Genomic DNA, 21,400 nt, shown 5'->3' with positions numbered 1-21,400 from the left:
CCGTGACGACCAGGCCGAGACGGTGCTGCTCGGGCTGGCCAGGGGGAGCGGCCCGCGGTCGCTGGCCGGGATGGCGCCGGTGAGCGGGCTCTACCGCCGTCCGTTCCTCGACCTCCCCCGCCGCACCACCGTCGCGGCCTGCGCCGCGCTCGGGCTGAGCCCGTGGGACGACCCGCACAACGACGACCCCCGTTACACCCGGGTCCGGGTGCGCTCGCGGGTGCTCCCGGTCTTGGAGAAGGAGCTCGGGCCGGGGGTGGCCGAGGCGCTCGCGCGTACGGCCGGGCTCGCCAGGGAGGACGCCGACGCGCTGGACGAGTGGGCGGAAAGGGCCTATTCGGATTGCGCTCTAAGCGATATTTCCGGACGGGTCACCCTCGCGGTCGAGGCCCTGGAACCCCTTCCCGGCGCCGTACGGCGGCGGGTGCTGCGCCGCGCGGCGGTCACCGCCGGGGCGCCGTCCGGGGCGCTGTCGGCCACGCACGTGCGCGCCGTGGAGCGCCTCGTCACGGCCTGGCGGGGGCAGAAGGCGGTGGACCTGCCCGGGGGTCTGACCGCCGTCCGGCGATATGGCACCCTGATACTCGCCATCAGACCCATCGCGTAAGGAACCATCAGGTGGACGCTGCCGACATGGGCCGGGACCTCGAGAAAGTCCTCATCTCCGAGGACGACCTCCAGGCCAAGATCAAGGAGCTGGCAGGGCGGATCGACGAGGACTACGCGGGCAAGGACCTGCTGCTCGTCGGCGTGCTCAAGGGCGCCGTCATGGTGATGGCCGACCTGGCCAGGGCCCTGCACGTGCCGGTGCAGATGGACTGGATGGCCGTGTCGTCCTACGGCGCGGGGACCAAGTCGTCGGGCGTCGTGCGGGTGCTCAAGGACCTCGACACCGACATCATGAACCGCCACGTGCTGATCGTGGAGGACATCATCGACTCCGGCCTGACCCTCCACTGGCTGCTGGAGAACCTCAAGTCGCGCAACCCCGCCTCCCTGGAGATCTGCGCCGCCCTGCGCAAGCCCGACGCCGTCAAGGTGCCCATCGACGTCCGCTATGTCGGCTTCGACATCCCCAGCGAGTTCGTCATCGGGTACGGCCTCGACTACGCCGAGCGCTACCGCAACCTTCCCTTCATCGGCACCCTCGCGCCCCACGTGTACACCTGACGATCGGGCCGATGCCGCGAACCACCGGGAACCGCCGGGAACACGGCGGACCCTGACGTACGTTGGTAGGGCAAGACCGGTTGTAGCGGGCGGCCCCTCCGTGCGCTTCACCGGTGTACCTTCTGACGACGGAAGGGTGACCCCGCGTCCCCTTCGGGTAGTCAGAAGTCGCGGCGTCGGGATGCCGCGGCCCCGGGTCCTACCCGGGGTTCCAGGCCATGGTCAGGGAAGGGACGGGCCCGCCAGGGGTTCCGCATCGGATGGATCTCAAGCGATTTACACGTGGGCCACTGCTGTGGATCCTGGGCATCGTCGTGCTTCTCCTGCTCGTCACCCAATTGTGGAGCGGCGGGGGCAACTTCAAGCAGGCCGACACGTCCACGGTCCTCGAGCAGATTCGCACCGGGAACGTCAGCAACGCCAAGATCATTGACAAGGATCAGCGGATCGAGCTGACGCTCAAGAACCCGATCGAGGTCAGGGCCGGCGACCAGCCCACCAAGATGATCCAGTCCGACTGGGTCACGGGTTACGGCGCCAAGCTGACCGACGACCTGCAGGCGCAGGTCCAGGCCGGCAGGACCGACAGCTTCACCACCGAGGTGCCGCAGGAGAACATCCTGGTGAGCATCCTGGTGAGCTTCCTGCCGATCGTCATCATCGTGCTGCTCTTCCTGTTCATCATGAACCAGATGCAGGGCGGCGGCAGCCGGGTGATGAACTTCGGCAAGTCCAAGGCCAAGCTGATCACCAAGGACACTCCCAAGACCACCTTCGCCGACGTCGCGGGCGCCGACGAGGCCATCGAGGAACTCCACGAGATCAAGGACTTCCTCCAGGCCCCGGCCAAGTTCCAGGCGATCGGCGCCAAGATCCCCAAGGGCGTCCTGCTCTACGGCCCGCCCGGCACCGGCAAGACCCTGCTCGCCCGCGCGGTCGCGGGTGAGGCGGGCGTGCCGTTCTACTCGATCTCCGGTTCCGACTTCGTCGAGATGTTCGTCGGCGTCGGCGCCTCCCGGGTGCGCGACCTGTTCGAGCAGGCCAAGGCCAACGCCCCGGCGATCATCTTCATCGACGAGATCGACGCCGTCGGCCGCCACCGCGGCGCCGGCCTGGGCGGCGGTCACGACGAGCGCGAGCAGACGCTCAACCAGCTGCTCGTCGAGATGGACGGCTTCGACGTCAAGGGCGGCGTGATCCTCATCGCCGCGACCAACCGGCCCGACATCCTCGACCCGGCCCTGCTGCGTCCCGGTCGTTTCGACCGCCAGGTCACCGTCGACCGTCCCGACCTGGAGGGCCGCAAGGGCATCCTCAAGGTCCACGGCCGCGGCAAGCCGTTCGCGCCCGACGTCGACCTCGACGTCATCGCGCGCCGGACCCCCGGGTTCACCGGTGCCGACCTGGCCAACGTGATCAACGAGGCCGCGCTGCTCACCGCGCGCGCCGACGAGAAGCTGATCACGATGGACATGCTGGAGGAGTCGATCGACCGCGTGATGGCCGGGCCTGAGCGCAAGACCCGCGTCATGTCCGACAAGGAAAAGAAGATGATCGCCTACCACGAGGGCGGTCACGCGCTGGTGGCGCACGCGCTGCCGAACTCCGACCCGGTCCACAAGATCACGATCTTGTCCCGGGGCCGGGCGCTCGGCTACACGATGACGCTGCCGATGGAGGACAAGTTCCTGGCCACCCGGTCGGAGATGATGGACCAGCTCGCGATGCTGCTGGGCGGCCGCGCGGCGGAGGAGCTCGTCTTCCACGAGCCCACCACCGGCGCCTCCAACGACATCGAGAAGGCCACGGCCGTCGCCCGCCGCATGGTGACCGAGTACGGCATGAGCGAGGCCCTGGGCGCGCGCAAGTTCGGCTCCGGCCAGGCCGAGGTGTTCCTCGGCCGTGAGATGGGCCACGAGCGCGACTACTCCGAGAAGATCGCTTCCACGATCGACGAGGAGGTCCGCCGGATGATCGAGACGGCGCACGACCAGGCGTGGGACATCCTGGTCGAATACCGCGACGTGCTCGACAACCTGGTGCTGGAGCTCATGGAGAAGGAGACCCTCTCCCGCGAGCAGGTCCTGCAGATCTTCGCCCCGGTGGTCGTCAAGGAGCACCGCCCGTCCTACGCCGGCTACGGCAAGCGGCTCCCGTCCGACCGGCCGCCCATCCTGACGCCCAAGGAGCAGTCCGGCAACGGCGCTCTCGGCGGCCAGGGGCACCAGGGCGCGCTGCCCTCCGGAGACACTGCGTGAAAGCGCACGACGTAGATTTCGGACGGATCGAGAAGGCCGTCCGCGAGATCCTCTACGCCATCGGCGAGGATCCCGACCGCGACGGCCTTCTCGAGACGCCCGCCCGGGTGGCCCGCGCCTACGCGGAGCAGTTCTCCGGCCTCGGGCTCACCCCCGAGGACGTCCTCAACAAGGTCTTCGACGTCGACCACGACGAGATGATCCTGGTCAAGGACATCGAGGTCTACTCGACCTGCGAACACCACCTGGTCCCCTTCTACGGCCTGGCGCACGTCGGCTACATCCCCAACCAGCACGGCCAGGTCACCGGCCTGTCCAAGCTGGCCAGGCTGGTCGACGTCTACGCGCGCCGGCCGCAGGTGCAGGAGCGGATGACCTCGCAGATCGCCGACGGCATCATGCGGGTGCTGGAGCCGCGCGGCGTGATCGTGGTGGTCGAGGCCGAGCACCTCTGCATGACCATGCGGGGCGTACGCAAGCCCGGCGCGAAGACGGTCACCTCGGCCGTCCGCGGCGACTTCCGTACCAGCGACAAGACGCGCGCCGAGGCGATGGCGCTGATCCTGGGGCGCTGACGGCTGGCGGATGGGATCGGCGCGCCGCGAGCGCGAAAGGGTCGCAAACGCGAAAGGATCGTTATCCGCATCGGGGCACCCGCGATATCGCCGGGAATGGGCGAGCGCCTAGGCTTGGGCACATGACGAGAGTGCCGGGGCTCAAGGACGCCGACAGGTGCCTCGTCATGGGCGTCGTCAACGTCACTCCTGACTCGTTCTCCGACGGCGGGCTCTGGTTCGACGAGGCGGCGGCGATCCGCCACGGGTTCGAGCTGGTGGCCCAGGGCGCCGACATCGTCGACGTGGGTGGCGAGTCCACCCGGCCGGGCGCCGCCAGGGTGCCGCTCGACGAGGAGCTGGCCCGCGTGGTCCCGGTGATCAGGGCGCTGGCCGCGGAGGGTGTGCAGGTCAGCGTCGACACGATGCGCGCCGAGGTGGCCAGGGCCGCCGTCGAGGCGGGCGCGCTGCTGGTCAACGACGTGAGCGGCGGCCTGGCCGACCCCCAGATGCCCCGCGTGGTGGCCGCCGCGGGCGTGCCCTACGTGGTGATGCACTGGCGCGGCCACAGCCAGGACATGCAGAGCCACGCCGTCTACCAGGACGTGGTGACCGAGGTCTGCGAGGAGCTGGCCAAGCGGGTGGAGCTGGTGCTGGCCGAAGGGGTCTCCCGCGAGCAGATCGTGCTCGACCCCGGCCTCGGCTTCGCCAAGAACGCCACCCACAACTGGGCGCTGCTGGCCGCCCTCCAACGCCTGGCCGAGCTGGGCTACCCGCTGCTGATCGGCGCCTCACGCAAGAGGTTCCTGGGGCGGCTGCTCGCCGGCGCCGACGGCACGCCCCGCCCGTTCGACCGCAACGACGACGCCACGCTCGCCGTGACGGCCCTGGCCGCCCGTGACGGCGCCTGGTGCGTACGAGTGCACACCGTAGGTCCGAATGCCGATGCCGTGCGCGTGGCTGCAGCATGGAAGAGAGCCGGAGCTGACACATGAGCGTCGACACCGCCGCGATCGAGACCGTCAACCAGGAGTTCTACACCGCGATCGAGGACGCCGACCTGGACCGGATGACCGAGATCTGGGCGGAGGACGCCCCCGACGGCCAGGTCACCTGCGTGCACCCGGGGTGGAGCCTGCTGGCGGGCCGGTCGGAGGTGCTGCGGTCGTGGGCGTTGATCATGGCGAACACGACCTACATCCAGTTCGTGCTCACCGACGTCACCACCACGGTGCTCGGCGACGTGGCAGTGCTGACCTGTGTGGAGAACATCCTGACGGCCGGCGAGGAGGGCGAGTCCAGCTTCGCCGCCGGCAAGGTGGTGGCGAGCAACGTCTACATCCGCACCCCGCAGGGCTGGCGGCTGTGGATGCACCACGGCTCGCCGGTGCTGCAGGGCGACGAGGACGAGGAGGAGGACGGCGAGCTTGAGCACTGACCGGATCGCGCTGCGGGGCCTGCGGGCCCGGGGGAGACATGGCGTGCTGGCGGCCGAGCGGGAGCTGGGTCAGGAGTTCGTCGTGGACGTCACGCTCTTCCTCGACACCGCGCCCGCGGCGGCCGGCGACGACCTGAGCAGGACCGTCGACTACGGAGAGCTGGCGCAGGCGCTGGTGAAGGTGGTCGAGGGCGAGCCCGTCGCACTGATCGAGACGCTCGCCGAACGGCTGGCGAAGGTCTGCCTGGAGAGCGAGCTCGTCCAGGCCGCGGAGGTGAGCGTGCACAAACCCGCCGCGCCGATCCCGCTGCCGTTCGACGACGTGGTGGTGACCATCCAACGGAGGCGCCGATGAGGACCGTGCTCGCGCTCGGGAGCAACCTGGGCAGACGCTTCCAGACGCTGCAGGGCGCCGTCGACGCGCTGTTCGACGCGCCGGGGCTGGAGTTCGTGGCCGTCTCGCCGGTCTACGAGACCGACCCGGTGGGCGGGCCCGAGGGGCAGCGGACCTATCTGAACGCGGTGGTGGTGGCGGAGACCACGCTGGAGCCGCACACCCTGCTGGAGCGGGCGCAGAGCACCGAGGCCGCGTTCGGCCGGGTGCGCGAGGAGCGGTGGGGGCCGCGCACGCTCGACATCGACCTGATCGTGGTGGGTGACAAGGTCGTCGACGACGCGGAGCTGACGCTGCCGCACCCCCGGGCTCACGAGCGGGCCTTCGTGCTGCTGCCGTGGCTGCAGGCCGATCCCGACGCCGAGCTGCCGGGCCGGGGGCGGGTGTCCGCCCTGCTGGCGGGGCTCGACCAGGGGGGCGTGCGGCTGCGCGCGGACCTGAAGCTGCAGAGGCCGGATTGAGGCCCACCCGCCCCGTCGTCCTCGTGGGGCTCGTCGTCGCGGTCGCGCTGCTGACCTGGCTGATCGTCAGCCAGGTCTACTCGGAGCTGCCGCTGGTGCCGTGGACCGCCATCCCGACGGTGCTGCTGCTGGCCGTCGGCGAGGGCTACACCGGCTGGATGACCCGCGCCAGGATCGCCCGCCGGCCCGGCACGAAACCGGTGGAGCCGCTGGCGGTGGCGCGGCTGGCGGCCCTGGGCAAGGCGTCCGCGTACGGCGGCGCGGTGTTCGCGGGCGTGTTCGGCGGCTTCGTCCTGCACACGGCGACCCTGCTGGACCGCGAGACGCCGCGGTCGGAGTTCTTCGTGGCGGGCGGCTCGCTGCTGGCCTGCGTGCTCCTCGTCTGCGCGGCGCTGTTTCTGGAGCACGCCTGCCGCATCCCCGGCGACCCGGACGGCGACCGGCCCGGGCCCGGGTGAAGGGCCGTCACTTGTCGATGTCGCCCACCACGAAGAACATCGAGCCGAGGATGGCCACCATGTCGGACACCAGGTGGCCGGGCAGCATCTCGCGCAGCACCTGGACGTTGCTGTAGGAGGCCGAGCGGAGCTTGAGCCGCCACGGCGTCTTGTCCCCCTTGGAGACCAGGTAGTAGCCGTTGATGCCGAGCGGGTTCTCCGTCCAGGCGTACGTGTGGCCCTCCGGCACCTTGAGCACCTTGGGCAGGCGCTGGTTGATGGGCCCGCGCGGCAGCGAGCGGAGCCGCTCGACGCACGCGTCGGCCAGGTCGAGCGAGACCTTGACCTGCTCCAGCAGCACCTCGAAGCGGGCGTGACAGTCGCCGCCGGTGCGGGTGACGACCTCGACAGGCAGCTCGGGGTAGGCGAGATAGGGCTGGTCGCGGCGCAGGTCGAGGTCGACGCCCGAGGCGCGGGCGATCGGGCCGCTGACCCCGTACTGCATGATCTGCTCGCGGGTGAGCACGCCGACGCCTCTCGTGCGGGCGAGGAAGATCTCGTTGTGCAGGATGAGGTGCTCGATGTCAGGGATCTTCCCGCGGACGGCGGCGACGGTCTGCGACACCCGGTCGAGCCAGCCGTACGGGAGCTCCTCCTTGAGGCCGCCGACCCGGTTGAACATGTAGTGCATCCGGCCGCCGGAGATCTCCTCCATCACGGCCTGGAGGCGCTCGCGCCCGTCGAAGGCGTAGAAGATCGGCGTCATGGCGCCCATCTCCAGGGGGTACGAGCCGAGGAACATCAGGTGGTTGAGCACCCGGTTGAGCTCGGCCAGCAGGGTGCGCGCCCAGACGGCGCGGACGGGCGGCTCCATGCCCAGCATGCGTTCGGCGGCGAGCACCACGCCCAGCTCGTTGGCGAAGGCCGACAGCCAGTCGTGACGGTTGGCCAGCATGATGATCTGCCGGTAGTCGCGCACCTCGAACAGCTTCTCGGCGCCGCGGTGCATGTAGCCGACGATCGGCTCGGCGGTGGCGATGCGCTCGCCGTCGAGCGTCAGGCGCAGACGGAGCACGCCGTGCGTCGACGGGTGCTGGGGGCCGATGTTGAGGATCATGTCCTCGGTGGCCAGCTCCTTGGCCCCTGCGCCGATTCCCACCACGCGTTCCGTCATACGGCCATGCTCTCACCGAGGGCCCGGTCGAGGAACGGGTGCGCCGGGGCCCGCCTCCGGCCTGGTCAAGGAAGGGTAAAAAGGCGCTTCACCAGGCCCGCGTGGGGGAGGGTGGTCGGGAACGGGGGAAAAGACGATGAAGAAGATCAGCTTCGATGTCGCGGCCCTGATCGCCCGGGTGGTGATCGGCGTCATCTTCGTGGCGCACGGGCTGCAGAAATGGACGCAGGGTCTGGCCGCCACCGGCGCCGGCTTCGCCGAGATCGGCGTGCCCCTGCCTCAGGTCGCGGCGGCGTTCGCGACGATGGTCGAGATGATCGGCGGGGTGCTGCTGATCCTCGGCCTGGGAGTGCGGATCGTGGCGCTGCTGCTGCTGGTCGACATGGTCGGCGCGGTGCTGTTCGCGCACGCGCAGAGCGGGCTGTTCGTGCAGGACGGCGGCTGGGAGTTCGCGGCCACGCTCGGCGCGGCCTGCCTGCTGCTGCTGGCGACGGGAGGCGGCCGCGTCGGTCTCGACGGCCTCATCAACGCGTCGTTCAGGCGCCGCAGGACGGCCGCGCACGTCGAGGACACCGTGCCGGCGGCCACCGCCGACCGTCCGGTGGCGGACGTCCCGCGCACGCGTCCGCCGGTCGGGGACGACACGCCCACCCGCCCGGTCGAGGGCGGCAGTCGGGCGGGCGGCCTGGACGACCGCGACATGCGGGACGTCGACCGGCTGCTGTCGGACGAACCGGCCCAGCACAAGCCGCCCAAGCGGTAGAGACGTCCGACCGGCTGGTCAGCGGGAGACCAGCTCACGCAGGGCGCCGATCAGGCGGTCCACGTGCTCATCCGTCGTGCCGATGCCGATCGAGGCGCGCACGGCCGAGGCGGTGCCGTCCTCGCACCCCCCGTCCTGCGCGCCGAGCAGGTGGCGGACGAACGGATGAGCGCAGAACTTGCCGTCGCGCACCCCGATGCCGTGCTCGGCGGAGAGCGTCTCGGCCACCTCGCGCGCCGAGAGGCCGTCCACGGTGAAGGACACGATGCCGACGCGCGGGTGGTCCGGCCCCCACAGGGAGAGCTCCCGTACGCCCGCGATGCCGGCGATCCCGTCCCGCAGGCGCCTGATCAGGCGCTCCTCCTCGCGGACGAGCGCGGTCCAGCCGGTGGCGGTGAGCGCGTCGCAGGCGGCGGCCAGCGCGATCGCGCCGAGCACGTTGGGGGTGCCGGCCTCGTGCCGGGGCTCGGGGTCGTCGTGCCAGTCCACGCCGTCCTCGCCGACCGCGCGCACCGCGCCGCCGCCCTTCAGGTACGGGTCGCCGCCGGCCAGCCAGTCACGCCGGCCGATGAGCACTCCGGCCCCGAACGGCGCGTACAGCTTGTGCCCGGAGAAGGCGACGTAGTCCAGGTCGAGCGCGGTCAGGTTGAGCGGGCGGTGCGGGACGAGCTGGGCGGCGTCCACCAGGATCCGCGCGCCGTGCCGGTGCGCGATGTGGGCCAGGGCGGCGACGGGCCACAGCTCGCCGGTGACGTTCGAGGCGGCGGTGACGACCAGGAGCTTGGGACCGTCGATCCCGGCCAGCGCGTCGTCGGCGGCGCGCACGGCCTCGCCGGGGAAGGCGGGCGGCGCCAGCCGGACCACCCGCCGCCACGGCAGCAGCGAGGCGTGGTGCTCGGTGTCGAAGACGACCACGGTGGCGTCCTCGGGCAGGCAGCGGGCCAGCAGGTTGGTGGCGTCGGTGGTGTTGCGGGTGAAGACCACCGCGTCGTCGGGGCGGGCGCCGGCGAAGGCCCGTACGGTGTGGCGGGCCTGCTCGTAGCGGGCGGTGGTGAGCTGGGAGGCGTACCCCGCGCCGCGGTGCACGCTGGAGTAGGCCGGGAGCGCGGCGGCGACGGCGGCGCTGACCGGCTCCAGACAGGGCGCGCTGGCGGCGTAGTCGAGGTTGGCGTACCCGGTGAGCCTGCCGCCCTTGACCGGGACCCGCAGGTCGGCGCCGAGCACGGCGGGGATCTCCCGCGCCCGGCGGGGGGCGGGGCGCTCCTCGGGAGCGGTGCGGGCGGCGTCGAAGATCGTCAGGGTGGACACGGCAGGTCTCCTCAGGGGTCATCGGACCCCTGGAGCAGCCACGGAGCCCGCGCTTGCCCGCCACTCCATGTGACGGACCAGGTCTTCACCCGGGGCACCCCGCCGCGGACGCGAGGGTTGCCGGCCAGCGAGCCGGGGCTTGGCGCTGGCACTCATGACCTACGTCCCGGACTATAACCGATGAATCAGCGGGATCGCGAACTTCTGCGGGGCCTGACTCGTTGCCCGATGGGTACGACCCCTCAACCCCGAAAACCTCCCATCCGAAACCCCGAACCCCGAAAGTAGGCGGCGATGCTTGACTGGGTGACCAACCCGGAGATCTGGATAGGGTTTCTCACGCTGGTGACCCTGGAGATCGTCCTGGGCATCGACAACATCATCTTCATCTCCATCCTGGCCGGGAAGCTGCCTCCCGAACAGCGTGACCGGGCGCGGGTGCTGGGCCTGGGCGCGGCGCTGGTCATGCGACTGCTCCTGCTGCTGGCGCTGTCGTGGGTGGTGCGGCTCACCGCGCCGCTGTTCGAGGTGTTCGGTCACGAGATCTCGGGCCGGGACCTCATCCTGCTGCTGGGCGGGCTGTTCCTGCTGGCCAAGAGCGTCACCGAGATCAGCCACACCATGGACGGGCCGGCCAAGGACGGCAAGTCGGCGGCCGTCGTCTCGTTCACGTCGGTGATCGTGCAGATCATGCTGCTCGACATCGTCTTCTCGCTCGACTCGGTCATCACCGCCGTGGGCATGGTGAACGAGCTCGGCGTGATGATCGCGGCCGTGGTGGTCGCGGTGATCGTGATGCTCTTCGCTTCCGGGCCGATCGCCCGGTTCGTCGACGCGCATCCGAGCATCAAGATGCTGGCTCTGGCGTTCCTGGTGCTGATCGGGGTCATGCTCGTCGCCGAAGGGCTCGACCAGCACATTCCGAAGGGCTACATCTACTTCGCGATGGCCTTCTCGGTCGTGGTGGAGCTGCTCAACATCCGGGTGCGGAGCAAGAGGGCGAAGCAGGTCGAGACCACTTCTACTATGAAATAGTGCGCTTTGATCCTTGGAATCCGGATTTCGTAGCTCATCCCTACGACGCCTACGCCGAACTGCGACGCCAGGCCCCCGTCAGCTACTTCGAGCCCACCGACCAGTGGCTGATCGCCCGTCACGCCGACGTGGACGAGTTGCTGCGCGACCGCAGGCTGGGCCGTTCCTACCTGCACACGGCCACGCACGAGGAGTTCGGCAGGGCGCCGGAGCCGGAGTTCCAGGAGCCGTTCTGGCGGGTGGTCCGCGCCGGCATGCTCGACGTCGAGCCGCCGGTGCACACCCGCCTGCGCCGCCTGGTGTCCAAGGCGTTCACCCCGCGCATGGTGGAGTCCCTGCGGCCGCGCGTGCGGGCCGTCGCGGAGGAGCTCGTGGACGCGTACGTGGAGAAGGGCGGCGGCGACCTGATCGCCGAGGTGGCCGAGCCGCTACCGGTAACGGTGATCGCGGAGATGCTGGGCATCCCCGAGTCCGACCGTCACCTGCTGCGGCCCTGGTCGTCCGACATCTGCCTGATGTACGAGCTCAACCCGACGGAGGAGATGCAGCACACGGCCGTCAGGGCGGCGGACGAGTTCGCCGAGTACCTCAGGGGCCTGGCCCGCGAGCGGGCCGGGCAGCCGGGCGAGGACCTGATCAGCGCGCTGGCGCGGATCCCCGAGCTGACGGAGGACGAGCTGATCGGCACCTGCGTGCTGCTGCTCAACGCCGGTCACGAGGCCACCGTGAACGCCACCGGCAACGGCTGGTGGGCCCTGTTCAGGAACCCGGGCGAGCTGGCCCGGCTGCGCGCGGACCGCTCGCTGCTGCCCACCGCGATCGAGGAGGTGCTGCGCTGGGACACGCCGGCGCAGATGTTCGAGCGGTGGGTGCTGGAGGACATCGAGGTCGGCGGGGTGCGGATCCCGCGCGGGGCCGAGGTGGCGCTGCTGTTCGGCTCGGCCAACCGCGACCCTGAGGTGTTCGAGGAGCCCGACCGGTTCGACGCGGGCCGGGTGGACAACCCGCACATCTCGTTCGGTCTGGGCATCCACTACTGCCTGGGCGCGCCGCTGGCCCGGATCGAGATGACCGAGTCGTTCGGCGCGCTGCTCGACCGGGCGCCGGGGCTGGAGCTGGTCAGGGAGCCGGAGTGGAAGCCGGGCTACGTCATCCGCGGCCTGCGGGGGCTGGAGCTGCGCACCGGGTGAGCCCCCGGGGTCACCGGCGCTGGCAGAGCCAGCCGAACCCGCCCAGCCCGGCCGGATCGATCAGCTCGCCCTCCTCGGAGGCGCGGGCGAGCGCTCTGAGATAGCCGGACGGGTCGGCGCCGGCCAGGTCGAGGGGAGGGCGGGCGCCGGTGATCCCCAGCGCGCGCAGCGCGGCCCGCTGTGTGGACAACTCTGTGGATATCGCGCCCGCCCGCCGGCCGGCCTCCGCGCAGGCGTCAAGCGCGACATGTGCGGTGATGTCGCAGGTCCCGTCGGGTATGGGAGAAACGACCGCGCCGTCGCGATATCCGGTGAGTGTTCCGCGACGCGGCCGGTTATCCACAGGGTGTGCATAATCGATGGCGACGGCCCGGCCCCGGTCGAGCCGGTTCAGCACCGCCGCCCACGCCGCGTCGCGGGTGCGGCCGATCTCGGCCCTGGAGCCCACGCACGACAGCGGCCACCACCGCTTCAGCCACGCCTGGTCGGCCTCCGGCGGCTCATCGCCCAGCCGCTCCTCGCCGGTCCCGGTGTGGACCATGACCAGCCTCGGCCCGTCGGCGGTCTGCTCGGCGACGTCCACCGGCACGTTGTCCAGCCACTCGTTGGCGATGACGAGCCCCCGGATGCCGGACGGGATCCGGGCGGACCAGCCGATCTCCCCGGGCAGGCTCTCCGGTCGGGGTGACAGGTCGACGGCCGTGACGCGGAGCCTGGCGCGCAGTTCGTCGCCTGCCATGCCGAGCACATGACCGACCAGCACGCCTTCGCCCGCGCCCACGTCCACCAGGTCGAGCTCCCCGGGCCGGCCGAGCTCGGCGTCGACCTCGCGCAGGAGCGCCAGCACGGCCTCGGCGAAGGCGGGCGACGCGCTGACCGAGGTGCGGAAGTGACCGGAGGGGCGTTCGCGGAGGTAGAAGCCCCCCTCGCCGTACAGCGCCCGCTGAATGGCGGCGCGCCAGGTGAGCCACATGCTTGGACTATCTCACGATGTCCGCGGGTGCCGGCGGGAGCCCGGACCGGTTGGCCCGGTCCGGGCTCCGCCATGGCCGCCAGTCGGCGGAGGCGGCCACGCGCACCCCCAAGAGGTTCGGACACGGTGCGGGCGTCGGAGCCCCGTGGGACTCGGCGCCCGCTTCCTGCGGTGAACCCCTCTCCTCATCTCATTCCGACAGGGGGTGCACGATTTATATGCCCTTATCCGATTTGTCGGTAACGCAATCTGGAGCAAAACCCCGGTCACCTGCTCCCGCCGGCGCGCCGGTTACGCTGGTCGCCAGTGCCATAGGTCGTACGGGGGGTGACGTCATGGAGGCAGCTGATCGCCCGGCCCGCCTGGGCGTCGGTGTGCTGGGAGCCGGCAAGGTGGGCTCCGCGCTCGGGGCCGCGCTGGCGCAGGCCGGCCATCGCGTCGTCGCCGCGAGCGGCGTCTCCGACTCCTCCCGGCGCTGGGCCGCGGCCCGGCTGGGGATCGAGCCGGTACGGCCCGACGAGGTCGTGGCGGCGGCCCAGCTCATCCTGCTCACCGTGCCCGACGACGCCCTGCCCGACCTGGTCGGCGGTCTCGCCGCCACCGGCGCCGACCTGGGCGGCAAGATCCTCGTCCACTGCAGCGGCGCGTACGGGCTGTCCGTGCTCGAACCGGCCGCGCGCAAGGGCGCGCTGCCGCTGGCGCTGCACCCCGTGATGACGTTCACCGGCCGCGACGACGACCTCAACCGGATCACCGGCTGCTCGTTCGGCGTCACCGCCCCCGAGCCGCTGCGGCCCATCGCCGAGGCCCTGGTCATCGAGATGGGCGGGGAGCCGGTGTGGATTGCCGACGCCGACCGCCCGCTCTACCACGCGGCCCTGGCCAACGCCTCCAACCACATGGTCACGCTCATCGCCGAGTCGGAGGACCTGCTCGGCCGCATCGGCGTCGAGCACCCGGGGCGGATGCTCGGGCCGCTGCTCGGCGCGGCGCTCGACAACGTGCTCAGACTCGGCCTGACCGCGCTGACCGGGCCGGTGGTCCGCGGCGACGCCGGCACCGTGCGCAAGCACGTCGACGCGCTGATCCTGGCCGCGCCCGAAGCGGCCGACGCCTACGTGGCGCTGGCCAGGCTCACGGCGGACCGGGCGCTCGCGGCCGGGCTGCTCAAGCCGGAGGAGGCCGAGCGGCTGCTCGACGCGCTGGGTGGCAACATATGGACCTGACCGTGACCCACTCCGGGCATGGATCCGTTCTGGAGGCAGCGCATGCACCCGATCGTCGCCAGGAACCGCTCTGACCTGACCGAGGCCCGCAAGGGCGGGACCCTCGCCCTCGTCCCCACCATGGGGGCCCTGCACGAAGGCCACCGCTCGCTCATCAGGCTCGCCCGCGAGCGCGCCGACGAGGTCGTCGTCAGCGTCTTCGTCAACCCGCTGCAGTTCGGGCCGGGGGAGGACTTCCAGCGCTACCCCCGCACCTTCGACGCCGACCTCGCGGCGTGCCGGGAGGAGGGCGTGGACGTGGTCTTCGCCCCGGCCGCCGACGAGATGTACCTGCCCGACCGTCAGGTGAGCGTGTCGGCGGGCGGGATGGGCCGGATCGTCGAGGGCGCCTCGCGGCCGGGCCACTTCGACGGCATGCTGACCGTGGTGCTCAAGCTGTTCAACCTGGTGCGGCCGGACCTGGCGGTGTTCGGGCAGAAGGACGCCCAGCAGCTTTCCATGATCCGCCGCATGGTCGCCGACCTCGACGTGCCGGTGGAGATCGTCGGCGCGCCGACCGTCCGGGAGCCCGACGGGCTGGCCCTGTCCAGCCGCAACCGCTACCTGTCCGACGCCGAGCGCCGGGCGGCGCTGTCGCTGTCGCGCGCCCTGCGCGCCGGGGCGGGCGAGCCGACCCCGGCCCGCGTCCGCGCCTCGGCCGCCAAGGCGCTGGCCGAGGCCCCGCCGGAGCTGGAGGTCGACTATCTGGCGCTGGTGGACCCGGCGACGTTCCTGGAGGTTCCCGACGCGTACGAGGGAGAGGCGGTCCTGGCGGTGGCCGCCAGGGCCGGCGCGACGCGGCTGATCGACAACGCGGTGGTGCGGCTGGGCCGGTAGCGGCCCCCCGGGGCGCGGCCGTTCTCCTCCAGGCGTTATCGTCATAGTGACGAAATCGCCCATCGAGGAGGGCCCCATGAGTGCACCGGCGATCCCCCTGCGGCTGGCGGCCCCCGAACCCGGCTGGACCGCCGAGGCCGACGTGGTCGTGGTCGGGTCCGGGATCGCCGGGCTCACCGTGGCGCTGCGCCACGCCGAGCTGGCCCCCACCGAGCGGGTCATGGTCGTCACGAAGGACGTGCTCTCCTCCGGCTCGACCCGCTGGGCGCAAGGCGGCATCGCGGCCGTGCTCGACCCCGGCGACACCCCGGACGAGCACCTCAACGACACGCTGCTGGCCGGAGTCGGGCTGTGCGACAGGCAGGCCGTGCGGACGATGGTGACCGAGGGCCCGGGGGCGCTGCGGCGGCTGATGGACCGCGGCGCCCGCTTCGACCGGGCCCCCGACGGCCGGCTCCAGCTCACCCGGGAGGGCGGGCACCGGCGCGACCGCATCGTGCACGCCGGCGGCGACGCCACCGGCGCCGAGGTGCAGCGCGCGCTCGTCGAGGCGGTCCGGGCGAGCGGCATCGAGGTGATCGAGCACGCGCTCGTCCTCGACCTGCTGAAGGACGCCGCCGGCCGGGCCACCGGCGTCACCCTGCACGTCATGGGCGAGGGCGCGCGCGACGGCGTGGGCGCGGTCAGGGCCCGCGCGGTCGTGCTCGCCACCGGCGGCATGGGCCAGGTGTACGCGGCCACGACGAACCCCGTCGTGTCCACCGGCGACGGGGTCGCGCTGGCGCTGCGGGCCGGGGCGGTGGTGCGCGACCTGGAGTTCGTCCAGTTCCACCCGACCGTGCTCTGGCTCGGCGAGGGTTCCACCGGGCAGCAGCCGCTGATCTCGGAGGCGGTCAGGGGCGAGGGCGCGTTCCTGGTCGACCACGACGGCAACCGGTTCATGACCGGCGCGCACGAACTGGCCGACCTGGCGCCGCGCGACGTGGTGGCCAAGGCGATCACGCGGGTGATGCGCGAGACCGGGCGCGACCACGTCTTCCTCGACGGCCGCCACTTCGGGGCCGACAAGTGGCGGGCCAGGTTCCCCACGATCCAGGCCGTCTGCCGCGAGCACGGCATCGACCCGGTCACCCAGCTCGTCCCGGTGTCCCCGGCCGCGCACTACGCCAGCGGCGGCGTCCGCACCGACCTGCACGGCCGCACCTCCATCGAAGGGCTGTACGCGTGCGGCGAGGTCGCCTGCACCGGCGTGCACGGCGCCAACCGGCTGGCCTCCAACTCGCTGCTCGAAGGGCTGGTGTTCGCCGAGCGGATCGCCGAGGACATCCACCGGGCCCGGCCCCGCCCGGGACCGCCCGAGCGGCCCGCCGCGCCGGCCGGTCTGATCGACCCGCGGGCCCGCGCCCGCATCCAGGGCCACATGAGCGCCGGCGCCGGCGTGCTGCGCGACCGCGACTCCCTGTTGACCACCGCCGGGGCGCTGCGCGACGCCCGCTGGACGCCGGTGGCGGTGGCGCCGTGCACCGAGTCCTGGGAGACCACCAACCTGCTCACGGTGGCCACCGTGCTCGCGGGCACGGCGGCGGCGCGGCTGGAGACGCGCGGCTCCCACTGGCGCGAGGACCACCCCGAGCGCGACGATCACGAGTGGCTGGGCCACCTGGACGTGACCCTGACCGAGGAGGGCCTGCACATGACCTACACCCCGCACGGCGACGCCATGCCGCGGCGGCTCGCCCAGGAGCTGGCCGCCGCCGGACTCGACCCCGCCGACGCCGACGCGGTGATCGACCGGGCGCTGGCCGAGGACCTGTCGGAGGCGGGCGACGTGACCAGCATCGCCACGATCCCGGCCGGTCAGCGCTCGTCCGGCGACATGGTGGCCCGCGCCGACGGCGTGGTGGCCGGCCTCGCCCTCGCCGAGGCGGTGTTCCTGCGGCTGGGCGCGACCCGTACCGAGAGGAAGGCCAAGGACGGCGAGCGGGTCCGCAAGGGCGAGGTGCTGATGACGGTGCAGGGCCCGACGCGGGCTCTGCTGACGGCCGAGCGCACGGCGCTCAACCTGGTCACGCACCTGTCCGGGATCGCCACGCTGACCGGCCGGTGGGTGGAGGCGATCAGCGGCACCCGCGCGCGGGTGCGCGACAGCCGCAAGACGCTGCCGGGGCTGCGCGCGCTGGAGAAGTACGCGGTGCGCTGCGGCGGCGGCGTCAACCACCGGATGTCGCTGTCGGACGCGGCCCTGATCAAGGACAATCACGTGGTGGCGGCCGGAGGGGTGGCGCAGGCGTTCCGCGCGGTGCGTGAGCGGTACCCGGACCTGCCGATCCAGGTGGAGGTCGACAGCCTCGCGGAGCTGGAGGAGGCGCTGGCCGAGGGGGCGGAGGTGATCTTGCTGGACAACTTCACCGTGGAGCAAACGGCCCAAGCCGTCCAAATCACGAAAAATCGCGCCAATGCGGCGGTTGCGCTCGAAGCCAGCGGGGGATTGACCTTGGAATCGGCCCGTGGTGTGGCGGAGACTGGCGTGGACTACCTTGCGGTAGGCGCTCTGACCCATTCGGCGCCGGCCTTGGACGTCGCACTGGATCTACGGGGGTAACACATGCTGCTCACGATCGACGTCGGCAACACTCACACGGTGCTCGGGCTCTTCGAAGGCGAGGACGTCATCGAGCACTGGCGGCTGGCCACCGACGCCCGCCGCACCGCCGACGAGATCGCGGTCGTCCTCCAGGGCCTGCTCGCCCAGTCGCCCCTGCTCAAGGGCACCGACATCGGCGGCATCGCGATCTGCTCGACCGTGCCCAGCGTGCTCAACGAGATGCGCGAGATGTGCCGCCGCTACTACGGCGACGTCACCGCCGTCGTGGTGGAGCCCGGCGTCCGCACCGGCGTGCCGGTACGGATGGACAACCCCAAGGAGGTCGGCAGCGACCGCATCGTGAACGCCCTGGCCGCCATCGACCAGTACGGCGGCCCCTGCATCATCGTCGACTTCGGCACCGCCACCTCCTTCGACGCGGTGTCGGCCAAGGGCGAGTACATCGGCGCGGTCACCGCCCCCGGCATCGAGATCTCCGTCGACGCCCTGGCCGCCGCCGGCGCCCAGCTGCACAAGGTGGAGCTGATCAGGCCCCGCTCGGTCATCGCCAAGAACACCGTCGAAGCGCTTCAGGCGGGCATCATCTACGGATTCGCCGGCCAGGTCGACGGCATCGTCGAACGGATGGCCGCCGAGCTGGCCGACGACCCCGACGACGTCACGGTGGTCGCCACCGGCAGCCACGCCGGCCTGGTCGTCGGCGAGTCACGCTCCATCGACGTGCAGGAGCCCTGGCTCACGCTCATCGGGCTGCGGCTCGTCTACCAGCGCAACACCGCGTGAAAGGGCGCAGGCGGCCCCCCGCTCGGGTAGGGGACCGCCTGCGGCTCGTGTGAAGCCCTACTCGGACTCGGCGGCGTACAGGTACTCCCAGTGGCCGCACTTGGTCACCCAGTGCCGGTTCGGGGGGATCTGGCAGACCTTCACCCGTACGGCGGAGACGTCGTCGACGTCGAAGGCGAACTTCTTGGCGCCCGGGTAGCCGCAGAACTTCCTGGTGTAGACCTCGTCCCAGTCGTGGTGGAAGTCGGCGGCCTGGACCTTCACGTAGGCGCACTTGCCGCCCTGCCCGTAGGTGCGCCGGTCGAGGTCGTAGAGCCGGCCGCGGACGGAGACCGCGTTGGACTCCTGGTGCTCGTCCCACTCCACGCCGATCCAGCCGGTGGCCTTGGCGAGGCGGTGCTTGGCGTAGACCGGGCCCCAGGAGTCGGCGTAGTCGAAGCCGCCGGAGGCGGTGGCGGCGCTCGCGGCGGCCGGCATCGACAGGGCGAGAGCTCCGGTGGCGGCGACGGCGAGCAGGCCGGTGGCGATCTTCCTGAACATGATCTCTCCCTGAGCCCCTCCCCAGACCCGGCACGTTGCCGGATCCCCTTCGAGCTCGTGACTCATAGGTAACGGAGCGTGCTTGCAGGCCCCCTGCAGGGGACCGACCAGACCTTGCAGGCGGCCGTATCCCCTACCCTTTGGTGGTGTGAGCGACGAACTTCCCGAGCAGATGCGCATCCGGAGGGAGAAGCTCGACCGCCTTCGCGCCGAAGGCGTCGACCCTTACCCGGTGACCTTCCCCCGCACGACCACCAACGCCGAGGTCAGGGAGAAATACCAGGGCCTGGAGCCCGACACCGCCACCGGCGACCGGGTGGGCGTGGCCGGGCGCGTCATGCTCAACCGCGTGGGCGGCAAGCTCTGCTTCGCGACCCTGCGCGACGGCACCGCCGACCTGCAGGTCATGATCTCGCTCGACAAGGTGGGCGAGGAGTCGCTCGCGTCCTGGAAGCACGACGTCGACCTGGGCGACCACGTCGGCGTCGAGGGCGAGGTGATCACCTCTCGGCGCGGCGAGCTGTCCATCCTCGCCGACCGCTGGCAGATCACCTCCAAGTGCCTGCGCCCGCTGCCGGAGAAGCACATCGGCCTGACCGACCCGGAGGCGCGGGTCCGCCAGCGCTACGTCGACCTCATCGTCAACGACGAGGCCCGCAGGATGGCCCGCGTCCGCAGCGCCACCGTGCGCGCGGTGCGCGACTTCTGGCACGAGGAGGGCTACCTCGAGGTCGAGACGCCGATGCTGCAGCCGATCCACGGCGGCGCGGCGGCCCGGCCCTTCGCCACCCACATCAACGCCTACGACATGGAGCTCTACCTCCGCATCGCGATCGAGCTCTACCTCAAGCGGCTCGTGGTCGGCGGCATCGAGAAGGTCTTCGAGGTCAACCGCAACTTCCGCAACGAAGGCGCCGACTCCACCCACAACCCCGAGTTCACCATGGTCGAGGCCTACGGCACCTACCTCGACTACCACGACATGGCCGACCTCACCCAGCGGATGTACCAGAAGGCCGTGGTGGCCGCGCTCGACACCACCGTGGTCGTCCACGACGGCGTCGAGGTCGACCTCGGGCTGCCCGAGTGGCCCAGGGCCAGGCTGTACGACCTGGTGGCCGGCGCGGTGGGCGAGGAGGTCACCACCGAGACCCCGCTGGAGCGCGTCCGGGCCCTGGCCGACAAGCACGACGTGAAGTGGGACCCGAAGTGGGGCCAGGGCAAGCTCGTCCAGGAGCTGTTCGAGGAGCTGATCGAGCACACCCTGATCCAGCCGACGTTCGTCATGGACTACCCGCTGGAGACCTCTCCGCTGGCCCGCGTCCACCGCGACAACCCGCTCCTGACCGAGAAGTGGGACCTCATCGGCTTCGGCACTGAGCTCGGCACCGCCTACTCCGAGCTGAACGACCCGATCGACCAGCGTCGCCGGCTGGAGGAGCAGTCCCTGCTCGCCGCGGGCGGCGACCTCGAGGCCATGCAGCTCGACGAGGACTTCCTCCAGGCCCTGGAGTACGGCATGCCCCCCACGGGCGGCATGGGCGCCGGCATCGACCGGATGATCATGGCTTTCACCGGCCGCAACATCCGCGAGACCATCCTGTTCCCGCTGGTCAAACCGACCCGCTGACCGCGCCGGGGGCGGGTGCCACGCCGCCCCGGCCGCGGTTGAGCCGCACGGGCAGCCGGGCGAGGCCGCGCAGCACGAGGTTCCCCTTGTACGGCGGATCAGGATCGGCCAGTTCCAGCCCCGGCGCCGCCCGGGCCAGCGCGGCCAGCGCCACCTCGCCCTCCAGCCGGGCCAGGGACGCGCCCAGGCAGAAGTGCACGCCCAGGCCGAACGCCAGATGCCGGCCCGGCGCCCGCCCCACGTCGAACACGTCCGGGGCGGGGAAGACGCCGGGGTCGCGGTTGGCCGCGCCGACCAGCGCCATCGTCATCGTGCCCGCCGGCACCGCGACCCCGTCCAGCTCGGCGTCCCGCAGCGCGGTGCGCGCCGTGAGCTGGACCGGCGGATCGTACCTGAGCACCTCCTCGACGACCTCCCTGGGCCGGTGCGCGGCCTCGCTCAGCACGCCGTGCCGGACCAGGGCCAGCACGCCGTTGGCGATGAGGTTGACGGTCGTCTCGTGCCCGGCCACGAGCAGCAGCACGCACGTGGCCAGCAGCTCGCGCTCGGTCAGCTCGTCGATCCGGACGAGCGCGCTGAGCAGGT

22 protein-coding genes and 1 riboswitch are annotated in these 21,400 nt (G+C 71.5%); of the genes, 17 read left to right on the top strand and 5 right to left on the bottom strand.

The window, feature by feature from the left end:
- From OUY22_RS26435 to OUY22_RS26395, 9 genes are all read left to right on the top strand, one after another.
- The coding region (locus tag OUY22_RS26435; RefSeq protein WP_270157866.1) for a tRNA lysidine(34) synthetase at positions 1–607 on the top strand (607 nt) is incomplete at its 5' end.
- Between the two features lie 11 nt (positions 608–618).
- Positions 619–1,170 (top strand): hypoxanthine phosphoribosyltransferase, encoded by a 552-nt coding sequence (hpt, locus tag OUY22_RS26430; RefSeq protein WP_270157865.1) that lies wholly within the window; start codon positions 619–621, stop codon positions 1,168–1,170.
- A gap of 260 nt (positions 1,171–1,430) precedes the next feature.
- Complete coding sequence (gene ftsH / locus OUY22_RS26425; protein ID WP_270157864.1) at positions 1,431–3,428, top strand: ATP-dependent zinc metalloprotease FtsH; 1,998 nt, start codon at positions 1,431–1,433, stop codon at positions 3,426–3,428.
- A complete protein-coding gene (gene folE / locus OUY22_RS26420; protein ID WP_270157863.1) occupies positions 3,425–4,003 on the top strand; it encodes a GTP cyclohydrolase I FolE in 579 nt (192 codons plus the stop codon). Before ftsH ends, folE begins: the two co-directional genes overlap by 4 nt.
- 122 nt (positions 4,004–4,125) lie before the next feature.
- Positions 4,126–4,977 (top strand): dihydropteroate synthase, encoded by an 852-nt coding sequence (gene folP / locus OUY22_RS26415; protein WP_270157862.1) that lies wholly within the window; start codon positions 4,126–4,128, stop codon positions 4,975–4,977.
- Positions 4,974–5,420: a nuclear transport factor 2 family protein gene (locus tag OUY22_RS26410; protein ID WP_270157861.1), complete on the top strand. Its 447-nt coding sequence runs from the start codon at positions 4,974–4,976 to the stop codon at positions 5,418–5,420. The genes folP and OUY22_RS26410 overlap by 4 nt, the downstream gene beginning before the upstream one ends.
- Entirely contained in the window at positions 5,410–5,775 is a 366-nt protein-coding gene (gene folB, locus OUY22_RS26405) for a dihydroneopterin aldolase (RefSeq protein WP_270157860.1), read from the top strand. Before OUY22_RS26410 ends, folB begins: the two co-directional genes overlap by 11 nt.
- Positions 5,772–6,275 (top strand): 2-amino-4-hydroxy-6-hydroxymethyldihydropteridine diphosphokinase, encoded by a 504-nt coding sequence (gene folK, locus OUY22_RS26400; protein ID WP_270157859.1) that lies wholly within the window; start codon positions 5,772–5,774, stop codon positions 6,273–6,275. Before folB ends, folK begins: the two co-directional genes overlap by 4 nt.
- Positions 6,276–6,298: 23 nt before the next feature.
- Positions 6,299–6,733, top strand: coding sequence for a DUF3180 domain-containing protein (locus OUY22_RS26395; RefSeq protein ID WP_333486794.1), 435 nt, complete (start codon positions 6,299–6,301; stop codon positions 6,731–6,733).
- Between the two features lie 7 nt (positions 6,734–6,740).
- Here OUY22_RS26395 and OUY22_RS26390 read toward each other — a convergent pair whose 3' ends face one another.
- Entirely contained in the window at positions 6,741–7,886 is a 1,146-nt protein-coding gene (locus OUY22_RS26390; protein ID WP_270157857.1) for an NADH-quinone oxidoreductase subunit D, read from the bottom strand.
- Positions 7,887–8,022: 136 nt separating this feature from the next.
- On the opposite strand from OUY22_RS26390, the gene OUY22_RS26385 reads away from it, so the two are divergent.
- The gene (locus OUY22_RS26385; protein ID WP_270157856.1) at positions 8,023–8,649 is read left to right on the top strand and encodes a DoxX family protein; all 627 of its coding nucleotides are present in this window, start codon (positions 8,023–8,025) and stop codon (positions 8,647–8,649) included.
- An 18-nt stretch (positions 8,650–8,667) separates the two neighbouring features.
- Here OUY22_RS26385 and OUY22_RS26380 read toward each other — a convergent pair whose 3' ends face one another.
- Positions 8,668–9,957, bottom strand: coding sequence for an aminotransferase class V-fold PLP-dependent enzyme (locus tag OUY22_RS26380; protein ID WP_408638202.1), 1,290 nt, complete (start codon positions 9,955–9,957; stop codon positions 8,668–8,670).
- Between the two features lie 44 nt (positions 9,958–10,001).
- Positions 10,002–10,117: riboswitch (SAM riboswitch) on the bottom strand.
- A 134-nt stretch (positions 10,118–10,251) separates the two neighbouring features.
- Here OUY22_RS26380 and OUY22_RS26375 point away from each other — a divergent pair.
- Together OUY22_RS26375 and OUY22_RS26370 are read left to right on the top strand one after the other, a co-directional pair.
- Positions 10,252–10,992, top strand: a complete 741-nt coding sequence (locus OUY22_RS26375) for a TerC family protein (protein WP_270157855.1) — start codon at positions 10,252–10,254, stop codon at positions 10,990–10,992.
- Positions 10,992–12,182, top strand: a complete 1,191-nt coding sequence (locus OUY22_RS26370; RefSeq protein WP_270157854.1) for a cytochrome P450 — start codon at positions 10,992–10,994, stop codon at positions 12,180–12,182. The genes OUY22_RS26375 and OUY22_RS26370 overlap by 1 nt, the downstream gene beginning before the upstream one ends.
- A gap of 10 nt (positions 12,183–12,192) precedes the next feature.
- Here the strand turns inward: OUY22_RS26370 and OUY22_RS26365 are convergent, their stop codons facing one another.
- Entirely contained in the window at positions 12,193–13,155 is a 963-nt protein-coding gene (locus tag OUY22_RS26365; protein ID WP_270157853.1) for an SAM-dependent methyltransferase, read from the bottom strand.
- Positions 13,156–13,490: 335 nt separating this feature from the next.
- On the opposite strand from OUY22_RS26365, the gene OUY22_RS26360 reads away from it, so the two are divergent.
- The 4 genes from OUY22_RS26360 (at position 13,491) to OUY22_RS26345 (ending at position 18,645) form a co-directional block, all read left to right on the top strand.
- Positions 13,491–14,381, top strand: coding sequence for a Rossmann-like and DUF2520 domain-containing protein (locus tag OUY22_RS26360; RefSeq protein ID WP_270157852.1), 891 nt, complete (start codon positions 13,491–13,493; stop codon positions 14,379–14,381).
- Positions 14,382–14,423: 42 nt separating this feature from the next.
- Positions 14,424–15,257 (top strand): pantoate--beta-alanine ligase, encoded by an 834-nt coding sequence (gene panC, locus OUY22_RS26355; RefSeq protein WP_270157869.1) that lies wholly within the window; start codon positions 14,424–14,426, stop codon positions 15,255–15,257.
- 76 nt (positions 15,258–15,333) lie between these two features.
- Positions 15,334–17,859 (top strand): L-aspartate oxidase, encoded by a 2,526-nt coding sequence (locus OUY22_RS26350; RefSeq protein ID WP_270157851.1) that lies wholly within the window; start codon positions 15,334–15,336, stop codon positions 17,857–17,859.
- Between the two features lie 3 nt (positions 17,860–17,862).
- Entirely contained in the window at positions 17,863–18,645 is a 783-nt protein-coding gene (locus tag OUY22_RS26345; protein WP_270157850.1) for a type III pantothenate kinase, read from the top strand.
- Between the two features lie 57 nt (positions 18,646–18,702).
- Here the strand turns inward: OUY22_RS26345 and OUY22_RS26340 are convergent, their stop codons facing one another.
- Complete coding sequence (locus OUY22_RS26340) at positions 18,703–19,185, bottom strand: hypothetical protein (protein ID WP_270157849.1); 483 nt, start codon at positions 19,183–19,185, stop codon at positions 18,703–18,705.
- 172 nt (positions 19,186–19,357) lie between these two features.
- Here OUY22_RS26340 and lysX point away from each other — a divergent pair, with 172 nt between their 5' ends.
- Entirely contained in the window at positions 19,358–20,815 is a 1,458-nt protein-coding gene (lysX, locus tag OUY22_RS26335) for a bifunctional lysylphosphatidylglycerol synthetase/lysine--tRNA ligase LysX (RefSeq protein WP_270157868.1), read from the top strand.
- Here lysX and OUY22_RS26330 read toward each other — a convergent pair.
- Positions 20,799–21,400, bottom strand: a 602-nt coding sequence (locus OUY22_RS26330) for a cytochrome P450 (protein ID WP_270157847.1), incomplete at its 5' end; no start/stop codon positions are given. The genes lysX and OUY22_RS26330 overlap by 17 nt on opposite strands.

The organism is Nonomuraea corallina (assembly GCF_027620315.1).
Taxonomy (GTDB): domain Bacteria; phylum Actinomycetota; class Actinomycetes; order Streptosporangiales; family Streptosporangiaceae; genus Nonomuraea; species Nonomuraea corallina.
Note: the sequence above shows the minus strand (reverse complement) of the source record. Positions and strands in the feature narration are given on the sequence as shown.